This is a genomic window from Microvirga ossetica (assembly GCF_002741015.1).
GTDB lineage: Bacteria > Pseudomonadota > Alphaproteobacteria > Rhizobiales > Beijerinckiaceae > Microvirga > Microvirga ossetica.
This window is the reverse complement of record NZ_CP016616.1, coordinates 5,722,896-5,738,803: the sequence shown is the minus strand read 5'-3', so window position 1 is coordinate 5,738,803 and position 15,908 is coordinate 5,722,896. Positions and strand designations below refer to the sequence as shown.

The 15,908-nt window shown below is 66.2% G+C and carries 12 protein-coding genes; 6 read left to right on the top strand and 6 right to left on the bottom strand.

The annotated features are described in order from the left end of the window. Nucleotides 1-10: 10 nt before the first annotated feature. The 4 genes from glyA to BB934_RS27225 all read right to left on the bottom strand — a co-directional run bounded on the left by glyA (nucleotide 11) and on the right by BB934_RS27225 (nucleotide 4,719). Nucleotides 11-1,315 carry a serine hydroxymethyltransferase gene (glyA, locus tag BB934_RS27240; RefSeq protein WP_099512468.1) on the bottom strand — a complete coding sequence of 435 codons (1,305 nt, stop codon included), beginning with the start codon at nucleotides 1,313-1,315 and terminating at the stop codon, nucleotides 11-13. A 366-nt stretch (nucleotides 1,316-1,681) separates the two neighbouring features. Beyond that, nucleotides 1,682-2,947 (bottom strand): L,D-transpeptidase family protein, encoded by a 1,266-nt coding sequence (locus BB934_RS27235; RefSeq protein ID WP_099512467.1) that lies wholly within the window; start codon nucleotides 2,945-2,947, stop codon nucleotides 1,682-1,684. Nucleotides 2,948-3,205: 258 nt separating this feature from the next. Further along, nucleotides 3,206-3,667, bottom strand: a complete 462-nt coding sequence (locus BB934_RS27230) for a DUF6163 family protein (protein WP_099512466.1) — start codon at nucleotides 3,665-3,667, stop codon at nucleotides 3,206-3,208. Continuing rightward, a complete protein-coding gene (locus BB934_RS27225; RefSeq protein WP_099513251.1) occupies nucleotides 3,667-4,719 on the bottom strand; it encodes an enoyl-CoA hydratase/isomerase family protein in 1,053 nt (350 codons plus the stop codon). The genes BB934_RS27230 and BB934_RS27225 overlap by 1 nt, the downstream gene beginning before the upstream one ends. Before the next feature lie 314 nt (nucleotides 4,720-5,033). On the opposite strand from BB934_RS27225, the gene hemB reads away from it, so the two are divergent. From hemB to BB934_RS27200, 5 genes are all read left to right on the top strand, one after another. Beyond that, on the top strand, nucleotides 5,034-6,077 hold the full coding sequence (gene hemB, locus BB934_RS27220) for a porphobilinogen synthase (RefSeq protein ID WP_099513250.1): 1,044 nt from the start codon (nucleotides 5,034-5,036) through the stop codon (nucleotides 6,075-6,077). Nucleotides 6,078-6,491: 414 nt separating this feature from the next. Continuing rightward, on the top strand, nucleotides 6,492-7,841 hold the full coding sequence (locus tag BB934_RS27215) for a branched-chain amino acid ABC transporter permease (protein WP_157934340.1): 1,350 nt from the start codon (nucleotides 6,492-6,494) through the stop codon (nucleotides 7,839-7,841). 9 nt (nucleotides 7,842-7,850) lie between these two features. Beyond that, complete coding sequence (locus BB934_RS27210; RefSeq protein ID WP_173909498.1) at nucleotides 7,851-9,113, top strand: threonine ammonia-lyase; 1,263 nt, start codon at nucleotides 7,851-7,853, stop codon at nucleotides 9,111-9,113. 10 nt (nucleotides 9,114-9,123) lie between these two features. Then, nucleotides 9,124-9,606: an RDD family protein gene (locus BB934_RS27205; protein ID WP_099512464.1), complete on the top strand. Its 483-nt coding sequence runs from the start codon at nucleotides 9,124-9,126 to the stop codon at nucleotides 9,604-9,606. A 315-nt stretch (nucleotides 9,607-9,921) separates the two neighbouring features. Further along, a complete protein-coding gene (locus BB934_RS27200; RefSeq protein WP_099512463.1) occupies nucleotides 9,922-10,668 on the top strand; it encodes an arginyltransferase in 747 nt (248 codons plus the stop codon). 145 nt (nucleotides 10,669-10,813) lie between these two features. On the opposite strand, the gene parC is transcribed toward BB934_RS27200, so the two are convergent. Both parC and recO read right to left on the bottom strand, forming a co-directional pair. Continuing rightward, entirely contained in the window at nucleotides 10,814-13,060 is a 2,247-nt protein-coding gene (gene parC, locus BB934_RS27195) for a DNA topoisomerase IV subunit A (protein ID WP_099512462.1), read from the bottom strand. Between the two features lie 66 nt (nucleotides 13,061-13,126). After that, nucleotides 13,127-13,858 (bottom strand): DNA repair protein RecO, encoded by a 732-nt coding sequence (gene recO / locus BB934_RS27190; protein ID WP_099512461.1) that lies wholly within the window; start codon nucleotides 13,856-13,858, stop codon nucleotides 13,127-13,129. 199 nt (nucleotides 13,859-14,057) lie between these two features. Between recO and BB934_RS49325 the strand changes: the two genes are divergently transcribed. Next, nucleotides 14,058-15,908: an OmpA family protein gene (locus tag BB934_RS49325; protein ID WP_237050116.1), complete on the top strand. Its 1,851-nt coding sequence runs from the start codon at nucleotides 14,058-14,060 to the stop codon at nucleotides 15,906-15,908.

Here is a 15,908-nt window from a genome sequence, read left to right as displayed (position 1 = left end):
AGCCTAAACCTCAGGCGTAGATCGGGAAGCGGCGGGTCAGCTCGTGGACTCGGCCCTTGACCGATTCCTCGACCGCCGCATTGCCCTCGTCGCCATTCTTGGCAAGGCCGTCCAGGGTCTCGACGATCAGCTCGCCCACCTTCTTGAACTCGGCGATGCCGAAGCCGCGCGAGGTGGCGGCCGGGGTGCCGAGGCGGATGCCGGAGGTGACCATCGGCTTCTCGGGGTCGAAGGGCACGCCGTTCTTGTTGCAGGTGATGTGGGCGCGGCCGAGCGCGGCCTCGGCGGCCTTGCCGGTGAGCTTCTTCGGGCGCAGGTCGACCAGCATGAGGTGGTTGTCCGTGCCGCCGGCGACGATGGCATAGCCGCCTTCGAGCATGGTGTCGGCCAGCACCTTGGCATTGTCGGCCACGGCGCGGGCATAGATCTTGAACTCGGGACGCAGCGCCTCGCCGAAGGCCACGGCCTTGGCGGCGATCACATGCATGAGCGGGCCGCCCTGGAGGCCGGGGAAGATCGCGGAATTGACCTTCTTGGCGATGTCCTCCTCGTTGGTGAGGATCATGCCGCCGCGCGGGCCGCGCAGGGTCTTGTGGGTCGTGGTGGTGACCACATGGGCGTGCGGGAACGGCGAAGGATGGGCGCCGCCGGCGACGAGGCCCGCGAAATGGGCGATGTCGACCATGAAGAAGGCGCCGACCTCGTCAGCGATCTCGCGGAAACGGGCGAAGTCCCAGAAGCGGGAATAGGCCGAGCCGCCGGCGACGATCACCTTCGGCTTGTGCTCGCCGGCGAGACTGGCGACCTCGTCCATGTCGATGATCTGGTCGCTCTCGCGCACCTTGTAGCTCACCACGTTGAACCACTTGCCGGACATGTTCACGGGCGAGCCGTGGGTGAGGTGGCCGCCGCAGGCCAGATCGAGGCCCATGAAGGTGTCGCCGGGCTTCATCAGCGCCATGAACACGGCCTGGTTGGCCTGGGAGCCGGAATTGGCCTGCACGTTGGCGAACTTGCAGTCGAAAAGGCGCTTGGCCCGCTCGATGGCGAGTTCCTCGGCGATGTCGACGAACTGGCAGCCGCCGTAATAGCGGCGGCCCGGATAGCCCTCCGCATATTTGTTGGTCATCACCGAGCCCTGCGCTTCCAGCACGGCGCGGGAGACGATGTTCTCGGAGGCGATCAGCTCGATCTCGTCGCGCTGGCGGCCGAGCTCGAGCCCGATGGCGCGGGCGATCTCGGGATCGCTGTCGGCGAGGCTTGCCGAGAAAAAGCTGTTGGAGAGATGATTGCGTGCCGCTTCACTCGCGCTCATGGGTACCCTCGCCTTCCTGTGAGCCCGGCACGAGCCGGCCGCTCGGTCTGCATTTGCCCAGGCCTTTATCATGGCAGGCTGAAGGGAGCCAACCTGTTCTGGAGACATGCCTACTAGGCTTTGGAAATGCAACAGCCTGCCGGAGGGGCGGGCTGTCCGAAAGGACGGAGGCATTTTCCCTCCCCCTTGTGGGGAGGGATCAAGGGTGGGGGTGTGAGCGATAGCCTATCAAAGTCAGGCGCCGACACCCCCGCCTCCAACTCCTCCCCACAAGGGGGAGGAGGGCTTGGGATGCGTCAGTCCAAAACGAAATCACCGGCACGAGGCCGGTGATGACGTGGTGTTGAAGCTGGCCTCTTGCAGGTCTCAGTTCTGCAGGAACATCTCGGCGTCCGGCTCGGTCGGGGTGCGGCTTGCGACCGGGATGGCGTTGCCGAGGCCGTCCTTGTTGTAGATGTCGTCGCGGAACTGCACGAGGCCGTCCGGGGTCGCCCAGGCGGTGACGTAGACCCAGTGGATCGGAACCGGCTGCGTCAGGCGCGCATCGATGCGCTCGCCAGACTTGAAGGCGGCGTCGATCTGCTCGCGGCTCCAGCCGGGCGTGTCCTTCAGCAGGAATTCGATGTAGTCGCGCACGTTCTGCACCCGGATGCAGCCCGAAGACACGAAGCGGAAATCGTCACCGAAGATGCCCTTGGACGGCGTGTCGTGCATGTAGACGCCGTGCTGGTTCGGGATGTTGATGCGGACAAACCCCATGGAGTTCAGCTCGCCGCCCGGATCCTGGCGGAAGCGGTAACGGGTCGCCTCGTCCGAGAACCAGTTCACCTGCGTGGGCGAAAGCTCCGTGTTGCCGTTGAAGATGCGGATCTTGTTGTCCGTCAGGTAGTTCGGCTCCTTCTGCATCTTCGGGATCAGATCCTTCTTGATGATCGAAGCGGGCACGGTCCAGAACGGGTTGAAATTGACCTCGACCACCTTGGAGCTCAAGAGCGGCGACTGACGGTCGATCTTGCCGACGCCGGCGGCGTGGCGGGTGTGGACGACGCCGCCCTCCACCGTCTCGACGAGAGCGGCGGGGATGTTGGCGACCACGTACTTGTTGCCGAGTCCGCCGATGAGGGTGCGCAGGCGGCTCACGTTGATCTCGAGCTGGCGGATGCGCATCTCGGCCGGCACGTTCATGGCCTGGACCGTGGGGGCCGTCACGGTACCCGTGGAGCTGATGCCGTGGCGGGCCTGGAAGCGGCGCACGGCGGCCTCGACGTAGGAATCGTAGATCGGCGATTCGCCGGCGGTCTGGTCGAGATCGCCCGTGATGATGAGGCGCTGGCGCAGGGCGATGACGGCCGGGCTCTTCGAGCCGACCCGCAGGCCCTGGACACCCTGGACAGGCTGCCAGCCGCCGCGAGCGGCGATGTTCCGGTAATACTCGATCATCTGCTCGGTGGCAGCGAGAGCGTCAGGCGAGAGCATCGGCGTCGAGGTGCGCTGCACGCGGGTGCGGGACACGGCCTCGTAATTCTGCGACCACTCGGCCTGGCTCTGGGCGAATTGCTGGGCCAGGGCGCCGGTGGCGGGCGTGAAGATCAGGGCGAGCGATCCGGTCAGGAGGGTACGGCGAGACAACATGAGCGCAAGCTCTTCCCGGTTAGAGGTGATCGACAAGGGAGCCTCGGACCTTGAGCCCGCATTGCCCCCACTCCCAGCGATAAGTGCCGGTTTAGGATTAAAGAACGGTATCGAAAACAAGGAACATCGGGGCCGTTTTATGGCAAACCGACTTGGCCGGCATCCCTTGTGCCTCGCAACCGCCTCTGACGCCTATGTAACTTTGGAGTGTAGCCTTGAGGATACACTTCTGCGTGAGGAGCTTGGCCTCGGCCGTTCCTACTGCCCCTCTCGCGCGGCAAGCCATGCGACTCCCAGGTAAACGGCGATCAGCGTCAGGAAAAAGGCCACGGTCACCAAGCCGCCCGAGACGATTCCCGGGAAGAAGGCGGCGAGAATCAGGTGGCTCATGATGGCCAAAAGCCACATGATCCCGCCCCAAGTGCTCGCCATCCACAGGCCCACCGCGGCGATCAGGTCGATCAGGGAGAAATAGATCACGGTGGCCTGATAGCCGGTCGACCGGGCCTCGAACTGGCCGATGGGCGTCCAGATGCCGAGGATCACCGCCCAGGAGCTGAGGCCCTTCATGATCCAGAGAATCGCCAGGATCCGCATGAACCAGGTGAGAACGAACCCCCAGCGCATGATCCCGGTCGCGACGGGGCGCTCCTCGATGCGGTCGGACATATAGTCCCGGGCCGAATGGCCGGTGGCGCTCTGGTTGCCGCTGCGTGCCATCAGATGGCCTCCAGGTCCTGCGGCCCGAGGCTCGCGAAATGGTGTTCGATCACGGCCGGGTCGATAGCCTCGATCGAGGCCGGCCGCCATTGCGGCCGGTTGTCCTTGTCGATGAGGACGGCGCGGACGCCCTCGTAGAAATCGTGGCCTTCGCCGATCCGGGAGACGATGCGGAACTCGGTCCTCATGGCCTCCTCGAAGTCCATGGCCACGCCGCGACGCACCTGCTCGAAGGCGAGGCTCATGCTCGTCGGCGACTTTGCACGCATGCCGGCCGCCGTCTTCGCCGCGAATTCAGAGCCCCCGGCGGCAGCCTCGTCGAGGCGCGCCAGGATGGCGGCGACGCCGTCGGCCGAGAAGCAGGCGTCGATCGCTTCCCGTTCAGCCTCGAGGAGAGCGGGGCCGGGATCGGCCGCGAACCGGGCCAGAGCCGCGTCGACCGGCTCGCCGGCCATCAAAGCGTCGCGCAGGGCGGGGATGCTCTCGCTCGCGACCGAATGGGTCGCCAGGCCGAGCATGACGGCATCGGCGCGCTTCACCCGATCGCCCGTGAGCGCGAGATACATGCCCGTCTCTCCCGGCAGGCGCGGCAGCGCATAGGTCGCGCCGACATCGGGAAAGAAGCCGATCCCGACCTCGGGCATGGCGAAGAGGTAGCGCTCGCCGGCGACCCGGTAGGCGCCGTGCAGGGACACACCGACCCCGCCGCCCATGACGATGCCGTCGATGAGGGAGATATACGGCTTGGGGTAGCGCTTGATCGCGATGTTGAGCTGGTATTCCTCGCGCCAGAAGGCGAGCGCCGGCTCGCGCCTGCCGGCCTTGAGGTCGTCCGTGAGCTGCCGGATGTCGCCGCCGGCGCAGAAGGCCTTCTCGCCCGCGCCCTGCACGACGATCCGCGTGACCGCAGGATCCTGCGCCCAGGAATCGAGAGCGCGGCGCATCTCGCGGACCATGGTCAGGGTCAGAGCGTTGAGCGCCTTCGGACGGTTGAGCGTGATGAGGCCCGCCTCGCCCTGCTTCTCGCAGAGAACTTCAACGCTCTCGTCCATGAAACGCTCCTTCATCTCGACGCGGCTTAGAACAAGGCGCAGGCCGGCCGTCAATGGACACAGTGTCATTCCCGGCCGGAGCGCGGCGGAGGGGAAGGGAATCCAGTTGCAAGTCAGCGCTATGGATCCTCTTCCCTCGCCTTCGGCTCGCAGACGATGACACCCTGAGCCTGCCGTCAGCGCATGGCTGATTTGACGTCAATCTTCCACGGATCGGGCCGAACTGCGACCTCGAACCCTTTTTTAGAGCGTTTTAAATGTGCTAACCCTCTGGATATCCGCCGGCGCATCGAAGCCGGCGCCGGATGAGGATGATGTCGAAACTGTCGCCGTTCCCCCGCCCCGCTTCGGGGGAAGCCCCTGCCCGCTCCCTGAACCTGTCCCACCGCCCGCGGCGCAACCGCAAGGCCGAATGGTCGCGGCGGCTGGTGCGCGAGAACGTGCTGACGGCAAACGACCTGATCTGGCCGATCTTCGTGATCGAGGGGGCGAGCGGACGCCAGGCCGTCGCCTCCATGCCCGGAGTGGAACGGCTGACAATCGGCGAGGCCGTGCGCGAGGCCGAACGGGCCGCAGCGCTCGACATCCCGGCCATTGCCCTTTTTCCCTATACCGATCCGTCCTTGCGCGACCCGACCGGGTCCGAATCCCTCAACAGCCGCAATCTCGTCTGCCGCACCGCCCGCGAGATCAAGAAGGCCGTGCCGAATATCGGCATCGTCTGCGACGTCGCCCTCGACCCCTATACCAGCCACGGCCATGACGGGGTGATGGAGGGCGAGCGCATCCTCAACGACGAGACGGTCGCGCTCCTGGTCCGCCAGGCCGTGCTCCAGGCCGAGGCCGGCGCCGACATCATCGCTCCCTCCGACATGATGGACGGGCGCGTCGCCGCCATCCGCGAAGGCCTCGACGAGGCCGGCTTCCTCGACGTGCAGATCATGGCCTATGCGGCGAAATACGCCTCCGCCTTCTACGGCCCGTTCCGGGACGCCATCGGCACCAGCGCATGCCTCGTCGGCGACAAGCGCACCTATCAGATGGACCCGGCCAACTCGGACGAAGCCCTGCGCGAGGTGGCGCTGGATCTCGACGAGGGCGCGGACATGATCATGGTCAAGCCGGGCATGCCCTATCTCGATGTCGTGCGCCGGGTGAAGGACACCTTCGCCGTGCCGACCTTCGCCTACCAAGTCTCCGGCGAGTATGCCATGATCCAGGCCGCGGCCGGGAATGGCTGGATCGACGGGGAGCGTGCGATGATGGAAAGCCTTCTGGCCTTCAAACGTGCTGGCGCGGATGGCATCCTCACCTATTTCGCCCCGCAGGTCGCCGAAAGGCTGAAGAAGCAGGGCTGATTCCACAGCGATCGCGGGCTGCCCTTCGTGACCGGCTCGAGGACTCTTCAGGGCCGGCTCATAGAGCGTGTCCCGCGTATTTTCCTTACCTTTGCGGGAAGAGATGAAGGGTGGGGATCGCAAAGTCAGAGCGCTGCGGTTCATCCAGATTGCACGAGGCAAAGACGGCGCGTCCCCTCTCCCGAGGGGGAGAGGGGCAGGGGTGAGGGTGTGGCATTCGACAAGCCCAGCGCCACCGCTTCCGCCGCGACACGTCTCCCTCACCGCTTCATCCGGCACCGGCCTTCCCTCACCCCAGCCCTCTCCCAGCCGGGAGAGGGAGGATCGCGCATCGCCGCGATCTCTCACCCGGTCAGACCATCCCCACCCCTTTGCCTCGCCGCAAGGGGAAGGCAAAGGCCGCGCATGCCCATCATGGGCCGGTCACTGGGAGCGGCGCGGCTCGCATCCCTCCTGCTAGCTCTTTGCCTCCTCTCCGCCTGCGGCATCTCCATCGATGCCGATCAGGTGCGGGTCTGCCGGTCCACCCTGCCGGCGCTCAATCCCGGAGCGGTCATCACCGTGGAACGCGTGCGGGAAGGCCCGGCGCCGCGCAGCCTGCGCGTCGATTACGTGGCCCAGCATCCGGATCGCCCCGCTCTTGAACGCTATGCCATCTGCCAGTTCGCCGCCGAGGGGCTCGCGGCCAACAAGGCGGACCTCGTCGGACTCGGCACCGAGGAAGGCCCCATGTCCGGCGCCAGCCTCTATCTCCTGAAGCGCTATTATCTCGACACCCCGGAGGGCGCCGCGGGCGATCCCGGCAGCCGCGCCGACGCCGATGTGGCCGATATCCCGTTGAGCGTCGCCTACTGGCTGCAGCAGATTCTGGTCAGCCTGCCGAGGACGGCGATCTATGCCTTGCTTGCGGTTTCATTCGCCCTCGTCTTCGGCCTGAGCGGGCGGATCAACCTCGCCTTCGGGGAACTGGCCGCCATCGGCTCGGCGGCGACGGTCGCCGGCACCTCGATCCTGCTTGGTTACGGCGTCAGCTCGCCGGTGCTCGGGCTTGCAGCCGGTCTCGCGGCGGCGCTCTTCGCAGGCGCGATCCACAACGCGGTCGGCGGGTATTTCACCATCGGCCGCATCACGGCGGAAAGCCCGCAGCCGAGCCTGATCGCGACCGTCGGCATGTCCCTCTTCCTGATGGAATACTTGAGGCTCGTGCAGAGCCCGGTCACGGTCTGGCTGCCGCCGATCTGGTCGGAGGCCTGGCCCCTCGCCCGTGCCGGCGAGTTCATCGTGAATCTTACGCCGATCACGGTTATCACCGCCGGCATCGGCGTTCTTGCGGCATCGAGCCTTCTCTGGCTCGTCCAGGCGACCGGCTTCGGACGCGCCTGGCGGGCCTCTGCGGACGACGCCCGCGCCGCGGCGCTGATGGGCGTGAACGGACCCCGTCTCCTCCTGCAGACCTTAGGTGTTGCCGGGGCGATGGCGGGCCTTTCCGGCATGCTGATCGTCGCGCAATATGGCGGCCTGGGCTTCGCCGGCGGGTTCCAGTACGGGCTCAAGGCCCTGATCGCCGCCATCATCGGCGGGATTGGCTCGATCCCCGGTGCGATGCTAGGAGGCTTCGCCGTGGGATTGTTCGAAACCCTGTGGTCTGCCTATCTGCCGATCGAGATGCGCGACATGGCGCTTTATGTGGCCCTGGTCGTGTTCCTGATCTTCCGGCCCGGCGGCCTGCTCGGCTTCAAGGATCCGACACCAAGACCCGTTTAAGGGCCTATAATGAGAAGTCCGGAGGACAACGTGGCCGAATACGCCATCACCATCGAGGACGTGCAGCGCGCAGCGAAGACGATCGAGGGCAAGGTCCTGCGGACGCCCCTCGTACCCGCCCCTCGCCTGTCGCAGCTCACCGGCGCGACGGTTTTCGTGAAGCACGAGAACATGCAGCCGACCGGCTCGTTCAAGGAGCGCGGAGCCGCCACGAAGCTGGAAAGCCTTGAGCCGGCCGAGCGTGCCCGCGGCGTCATCGCCATGTCGGCCGGCAACCATGCCCAGGCCGTCGCCTATCATGCGCGCCGCCTCGGCATCCCCGCGACCATCGTCATGCCCGAGGGCACGCCCCTGGTGAAGGCGGAGAACACGCGCTCCTACGGCGCAAAGGTGATCCTGGACGGCGAGACGCTCTACGAGTCGGCGGCCCGTGCCCGCGAGATCGCCGACGCGGAAGGGCTCGTCTTCGTCCACCCCTACGACGACCCGAAGGTGATGGCCGGCCAGGGCACCATCGCCCTCGAAATGCTCAGCGATGCCCCCGACCTCGACCAGATCGTCGTGCCCATCGGCGGTGGCGGGCTGATCTCCGGCATCACGGTGGCCGCCAAGGCGATCAAGCCCGACATCGAGATCGTCGGCGTCGAAGCCGCCCTCTATCCGTCCTTCCGCAACGCGATCCGCGGCGAGAATCGGCCGATCGGCGGGGCGACGCTCGCGGAAGGCATCGCGGTCAAGACCGTCGGGCAATTGCCGCTGCCCATCGTGCGCGATCTCGTCCCCGTGATCTTCCCGGTCGAGGAGGCGATGATCGAGCGCGCGGTGAATGCCTATGCCACCCTGCAGCGGACCATGGCGGAAGGCGCAGGCGCCGCGGGGCTCGCGGCCATGCTGGCGAATCCCGAGCACTTCCAGGGCAAGCGCGTCGGCCTCGTGCTCTGCGGCGGCAACATCGACGCGCGCATCCTCGCCTCCGTGATGGTGCGCGAATTGGAGCGCGACGACCGCATCACCTCCTTCCGCATCACCTCCAACGACCGTCCGGGCCTGCTCGGGCGCGTCGCGAGCCTGCTCGGCAGTCTCGGCGCCAACATCCTCGAGGTTTCCCACGGCCGGCTGTTCCTCGACGTGCCGGCAAAAGGCGTTTCCATCGACATCACTATCGAAACACGGGACAGACAACATACATTGGAGGTGTTCGAGTCCCTGGCTGCTGAGGGGCTCGCACCGCAGCGGATCGAATCCCGCAGCCTGCCCGAGACCGCCTTCTGAGGAGAGACCGATGGTCAACCGACCCTACCCGCCGACCCTGAACTACCCGTCCTTCGAGGCGGATTCCCGGCTGACGGAAGGTGTCATATCCCGGCGCTTCTGGGCCTATCTGATCGACCTCGTGGTCATCGCGCTCTGGGTCGTTCTGATCTCGATCGCCATCTTCTTCCTCGGTATCATCACGCTCGGTCTCGGCTGGGGCCTGTTCTTCGCCCTGCCGCTCACCGCGCTGATCTTCATCGTCTACAACGCGGTGACGATCGGGGGCTCGGCGCAGGCGACGGTCGGCATGCGCTATATGGGCCTGCGCGTCATCGACCCGCGGACCGGCCGGGGACCCTCTCCGCTCGCGGCAGCGGTGCATGCGCTGTTCTTCTACGTCGCGATCTCGACCTTCCTGCTCTGGGCCTGCGACGTGCTGGTGGGCTTCGTGCGCGACGACCGGCGCTTCATCCGCGACCTGCTCACCGGAATGATGGTGGTCAGGGCTTAGGCCGTACGAACATGGCGCTGCTTCCCTCCCCCTTGCGGGGAGGGATGAAAGGGTGGGGGTCGTAAAGTCGGAACGCTGCGCTTCCTTTAGACGATCAGCGGTCGCTACAATATCTAACTGGATTAATCGCTCGCCCGGTCGCACCACCCCCACCCCCTACCCCTCCCCGAAAGGGGAGGGAAGAAGCCGGCCACGCGACCCGCCCGCAAACAAACCCCTGTGACATTCCCCCTTCTTTTCCTGGACGCCGCCGACACCAATGTTATCCTTGGGCGTTGACGAAGCGCTCTAGGTTTCTCCACAGGGCTTTCCCGCTTGACGAGCCAACCACGCGACGCCCCGCAATTCTACCTCACCTCCCCATCCGCGTGCCCCTATCTGCCGGGCAAGGAGGAGCGCAAGGTCTTCACGCATATCGTGGGACGGCGCGGTCGGGAGCTGAACGAGATCCTCACGCAAGGCGGCTTCCGCCGGTCTCAGACCATCGCCTATAGACCCGCCTGCGATACCTGCCGGGCCTGCGTATCGGTGCGCGTCCTCGTCGACGAGTTCGAACCGTCGGGCAACCTGAAGCGGGTTCTCAAGGACAATGCCGACCTGATCGGCCAGGCGCTGCCGAACCGGCCGAGCTCCGAGCAGTACTCGCTGTTTCGCCGCTACGTGGACCTGCGCCATGCCGATGGCGGCATGGCCGACATGTCGGTGCTCGATTATTCCATGATGGTCGAGGACAGCCACGTGGATACGAAGGTCATCGAGTACCGCCGGCGCGGCATCGACAGCGGCATCACCGGCAAGGGATCGGGCGACCTGATTGCGGTGAGCCTCACCGACGAGATGAGCGACGGCCTGTCCATGGTCTATTCGTTCTACGAGCCGGAGCAGCACGACCGCAGCCTCGGCACCTTCATGATCCTCGATCACATCCGGCGTGCCAAGGCGATGGGCCTGCCCTATCTCTATCTCGGCTACTGGGTCGATGGCTCGAAGAAGATGGCCTACAAGGCCCGCTTCAAGCCGCAGGAGCGGCTCCTGGCGCACGGCTGGGTGCGGGCGGAGTAATGTTCACCCGTCATCCCGGACGAAGCGCAGCGAAGATCCGGGATCGCGAAAACCAGTCCGCACTACAGCGTTGCGGTTTTGGCATCGCATCCTGAAAGCGATCCCGGATCGGCTCAACGCCGTCCGGGATGACTGCTGATCGATCTCACTCCCCGAACTTGTTCGACTTCGGGAAGCCTTTCGGCGGCAGGCGGCCGGCTTCGGTGCGGTCGCCCATCCAGTCGCGCAGGTCTTCCTTGGCAACCGTCCAGGTGCGGCCCGAGGTGTCCTTCCAGGTCAGGCCCTCTTTCAGCTTGAAGACCTTGGCGTCGGAGACGCCGCCGTCCTTGTAGCGCTGGAGGCGCACGCCCTTGCCGCGGGTCATCTCCGGCATCTGCTTTGCCGGGAAGATCAGGAGCTTGCGGTTCTCGCCGATGATCGCGACGTGATCGCCTTCCGCCTCCGTGCAGACCACCATCTTTGCCGGCGCATCGAGGTTGAGGATCTGCTTGCCCTTGCGGGTATTGGCCGTGACCTCGTCGGTCGGCACCACGAAGCCGCGGCCGTCGGAGCCGACCACGAGCAGCTTCGAGCCGGCGCGATACGGGAAGGCCGCGATGAAGTCGGCGCCCTCCTCCAGATCGACCATCAGGCGGATCGGATCGCCGAAGCCGCGGCCGCCGGGGAGCTTGGAGGCGTCGAGGGTGAAGAAGCGCCCGTTATCCGCCGCCACGACGATCTTCGACGTGGTCTCGGCGAAGAAGGCCGTCTTCAGCGCATCGTCGCCCTTGAACTGCACGCCCGAGAGATCGGCCTGATGGCCCTTCATGGCGCGGATCCAGCCCTTCTCGGACACGATGACCGTGATCGGCTCGCGCTCGATCATGGCCTCCGCGAAGTCGATGTCGGAGGTGTCCGGCGCTTCGGCGAAGGACGTGCGGCGTCGTCCCAGGGCCGTGTCCGGTCCGAAGGTCTTGCGGACCTCCTTGATCTCGGCGGAAATCGTCTTCCACTGCACCTTCTCGGAGCCCAAAAGCTCCTCGATCTTGGCCTTCTCGGTCTGCAGGTCCTTCTGCTCGCGCTTGAGCTCCATCTCCTCGAGCTTGCGTAAGCTACGCAGGCGGGTGTCCAGAATCGCGTTGGCCTGGATTTCGGTGAGCTTGAAGAAGCGCATCAGCTCCTGCTTCGGCTCGTCCTCCTCGCGGATGATCTTGATCACCCGGTCGAGGTCGAGATAGACGATGAGCAGGCCGCCCAAGATCTCCAGTCGCCGCTCGATGGCGGCGAGCCGGAAGCCCGAGCGGCGGACCAGCACCTCGCGGCGATGGTCGAGCCATTCGCGCAGGCACTCAGCAAGGCTCAACACCTTCGGCACCTTGCCGCCGGCGAGCACGTTCACGTTCATCGGGATGCGGCTCTCGAGCTCGGTGAGCTTGTAGAGCGATTCCATCAGGATGATCGGATCGACCGTCTTCGCACGCGGCTCCAGAACGACTCGGATGTCCTCGGCGGATTCATCGCGCACGTCGGCGAGCAGCGGCAGCTTCTTCTCCTGCAGCAGCTCCGCGATCTTCTCGATCAGGCGCGACTTCGGCACCGCATAGGGGATCTCGGTGACGACGATGTGCCAGTTGCCGCGGCCGAGATCCTCCTTGGCCCAGCGGGCGCGCACGCGAAACGAGCCGCGGCCGGTGCGATAGGTCTCGGCCATGGCGGATGGCGTGTCGACGATGATGCCGCCGGTCGGCAGATCGGGCCCCGGCACGAACTGCATCAGCTGCTCGGAGGTGGCGCCGGGCTTGGAGATCAGGTGGAGGGCCGCGTCGCAGAGTTCGGCGGCGTTGTGCGGCGGGATCGAGGTCGCCATGCCGACCGCGATGCCCTGCGAGCCGTTGGCGAGCAGGTTCGGGAAGGCGGCCGGCAGCACCACCGGCTCCTCGTTGGTCTGGTCGTAGGTCTCGCGGAAATCGACGGAATCCTCGTCGATTCCTTCGAGCAGCAGCCGCGCCACCTCCGTCAGCTTCGCCTCGGTGTAGCGCATGGCCGCGGCGTTATCGCCGTCGATATTGCCGAAATTGCCCTGCCCGTCCGCCAGGGGATAGCGCTGGGCGAAATCCTGCGCCATGCGCACGAGGGCATCGTAGATCGACTGGTCGCCGTGCGGGTGGAACTGGCCCATCACGTCGCCGACGATGCGGGCGCATTTCTTGGGCGCAGACCGGGGATCGAGGCGCAGCAGGCGCATGGCGTGCAGGATGCGCCGGTGGACCGGCTTCAGGCCGTCGCGTGCGTCCGGCAGCGCCCGGTGCATGATGGTGGAGAGCGCATAGGCGAGATAGCGCTCCTCTAGGGCATCCTTGAGATTGATGTTCTCGATCTCGCCCCCTGACGGCGGATTGACCGGCTTACCCATGACTCGAAATCCTCAACAGCGAATCGCTTCTTATCATCTGAAATGAGAACATAACAGAAACAAACCTCATTCGTCCCCAGCCGTGGCCAGTGCGACGAAACGCGCCCGCTCCTCCGGCGCCCGCTGACCCTGGGGCTCGAAGACGTTGTGATGCAGGAAGAAGTCCGTGAGCGCAAATCCCTCCCTGATCTCCTCTTCACGCGGCCGGTTGTACCAGCTCTGGCCGATCAGGAAGCCCGGAAGCCTGAGCAGGCGGTCCTTGTAGGGCTCCCCGGCCGCAGCCGAAACGGCCCGGCCGCTCTTCGGAGAGACATAGGTCAGATCTCGCTCGCTGCCGGTGGCGGCGCAGCTCGACAGGTCCAGGCCGAAGCCGAGCTCGGTGAGCATGGCAAGCTCGAAGCGCACGAACAGGGCCGGCGCGAGATCGGGATCGTCCAGGTGGTCCACGAGAACCGTCAGGGTCTCGTAGAGAGCGAAATGCGGGTCGCGCTCGGGGAAATAGCGCAGGAGATGGGCGAGCGTCGCCAGGCCGTAGAGGGCCATGGACGAGCCCATCAATTGGGCGGCCCGCAGATTCAGGCCTTCGACCTGATAGGTGCCCAGATGCTCGTCGAGCCGCGCCCGCCAGGTTGCCTGCACGGTGTTGCCGGGCTGGAGAACCGCCTGCAGGCTCTTCGAGCGGCCGCCATGGACCAAGCCCAGATGGCGCCCGTGGCCGCGCGTCATCAGCTCGAGAATGATGCTCGATTCCCCGTGTTTGCGGGCGCCGAGAACGACGCCTTCGTCAGTCCATTGCATCGGTCCCGATGGCCTTGGGCGAAAGTGTTTCCTGGACTCCTGATGTAAGCATTCAGGCCGCATTCATCCATGTTTTTCAACGATATCCGCGAACTTCTAAAATTCTGTTTCAAAAGCGGAATTCCGCTTTCGACGGAACCAAACTCCTGCCTTCTCATTGTCGATCACCTTTAATCTGCCAATTGATGAACCGAGGATCATGAAGCTTTCCAGCCTGTTTCTTGCGAGTACCGCCCTCCCCCTGATGCTGCTGCCGGTGCATGTCTCGGCCCTCCCATCGGAGCCCGCAACGCCTCTCGTCCTGGCCCAGGCCGGACCGGCAACCGACGAGGAGCTGCCGCCCGGCGTGCGGAGACGCCAGGGGCAGGATGGAGAGCGCGGCGGCCGTCCAGGCGGCGAACGCCGACAGGGCGGACAGGATCAGGGCGGCCCCGGCGCCTCTGAGGAACGCGGTCCCCGTCCGCCGCGTGGCGCAGGCCCGGGCGCGCAGGGTCCGGACGACGACACTCAACGCCCCCGCCGCGAGCCCGGCCCGCCGGCCGAGCGCCCAGCGCAGCCTGCGCCCGCCGGTGCCGCCCCGGCCATACCGTCTCGTCCGGCACAGCAGGCTCCCGCCGAGCGGGCTCAGCCCCCGGCGGCAACACCCGCAAGTCCGCAGCGTCCTGCCGCTCAGGAACGCGAGCGGCCGCCGGCAGAACGCCCGCGGCCCCAGGCCCCTGCCCAGGCCCCTGCCCAGGCCCCTGCCCAGGCCCCTGCCACGGAGACCCGTCCGGCCGCGCCTCCGCCGGCTGCCGCTCAACCGGCAACGCCTCTGGCGCCCGCTCAGCAGCAGAGGCCGGCGCAGGACACCACCAGGCCGGTCGAACGTGAACGGCCCGGCCGCTCCGACAGTACGGAGAATCCCGACAGGACGCGCGGCCAGCGGCCGACGCAGGTGCAGCCCGCCACCCCACCGGCTCCGCCTCCGGCGACTGCGCAGCCCGTTCCTCCGTCGGCGCCCACTCCCGCAGCGCCCCCTGCAACCCGCGCCCAGCCGGTGCCTCCCGCACCCTCGGCTCCGTTCCAGCAGGCGCCCGGACGGACTGCCCCTCAGCAGGCGGCTCCCAACGCGACGCAACCGTTGGATGCTTCACGCGTCCGGATCGAGGATCTGCGCAGCCAGCGCCGCGAGCGGCGGGAGGGCAACCGGGTCATCATTGAGGAGCCCGGCAACCGCACCATCATCCGCGAGGGCAATCAGGTCATCATCCGCAACGATGAGACCGAACGGTTCCGCCGCACGTATCGCGACGCCGATGTCCGCGTCGAGCGGCGCGGCGCCGGAGAGGAAGTGACCATCGTGCGCCGTCCGGACGGATCGGAGATCGTGACTTTGCGGGACGAGTACGGCAACCTGGTCCGCCGCTCACGGCGCGAGGCTGCCGGCCGCGAGGTCGTGCTCATCGAGAACAGGCGCGGCGACCGCCGTCCGACAGGGTACGGGTATGCCGAAGAGGAGATCGTGCGGCTGCCGCCGCCGGTCGTCCGGATTCCGCGCGAGGAGTACATTGTCGATGTGGAGGATGCCTCACAGGAAGATCTGGTCGAGGCGTTCACCGCTCCTCCCGTCGAGCGCATCGAGCGGTCCTACACGCTCGACGAGGTTCGTCGCTCTCAGCCGCTGCGCGAACGCATGCGCCGGGTTGACGTGGATACCGTCACCTTCGAGTTCGGCTCCTGGGAACTGGCGGGAGATCAGGCCGGCGCTCTGACGGGTATCGCCCAGGCGATCCGATCGGCCCTGTCTCGAAACCCGAACGAGATCTTCCTGATCGAAGGCCACACCGATGCGGTCGGCGCGGACGAGGACAATCTGACTCTCTCCGACAGGCGAGCGGAGACGGTTGCGACCATCCTCACCGAACGCTTCCAGATCCCCGCCGAGAACCTGACGACCCAGGGCTACGGCGAGCAGTACCTCAAGGTGAATTCGCAATCTCCCGAGCGGCAGAACCGCCGGGTGGCCATGCGCCGGATCACCCCGCTGCTTCAAGGACAGAACCAGCAATAA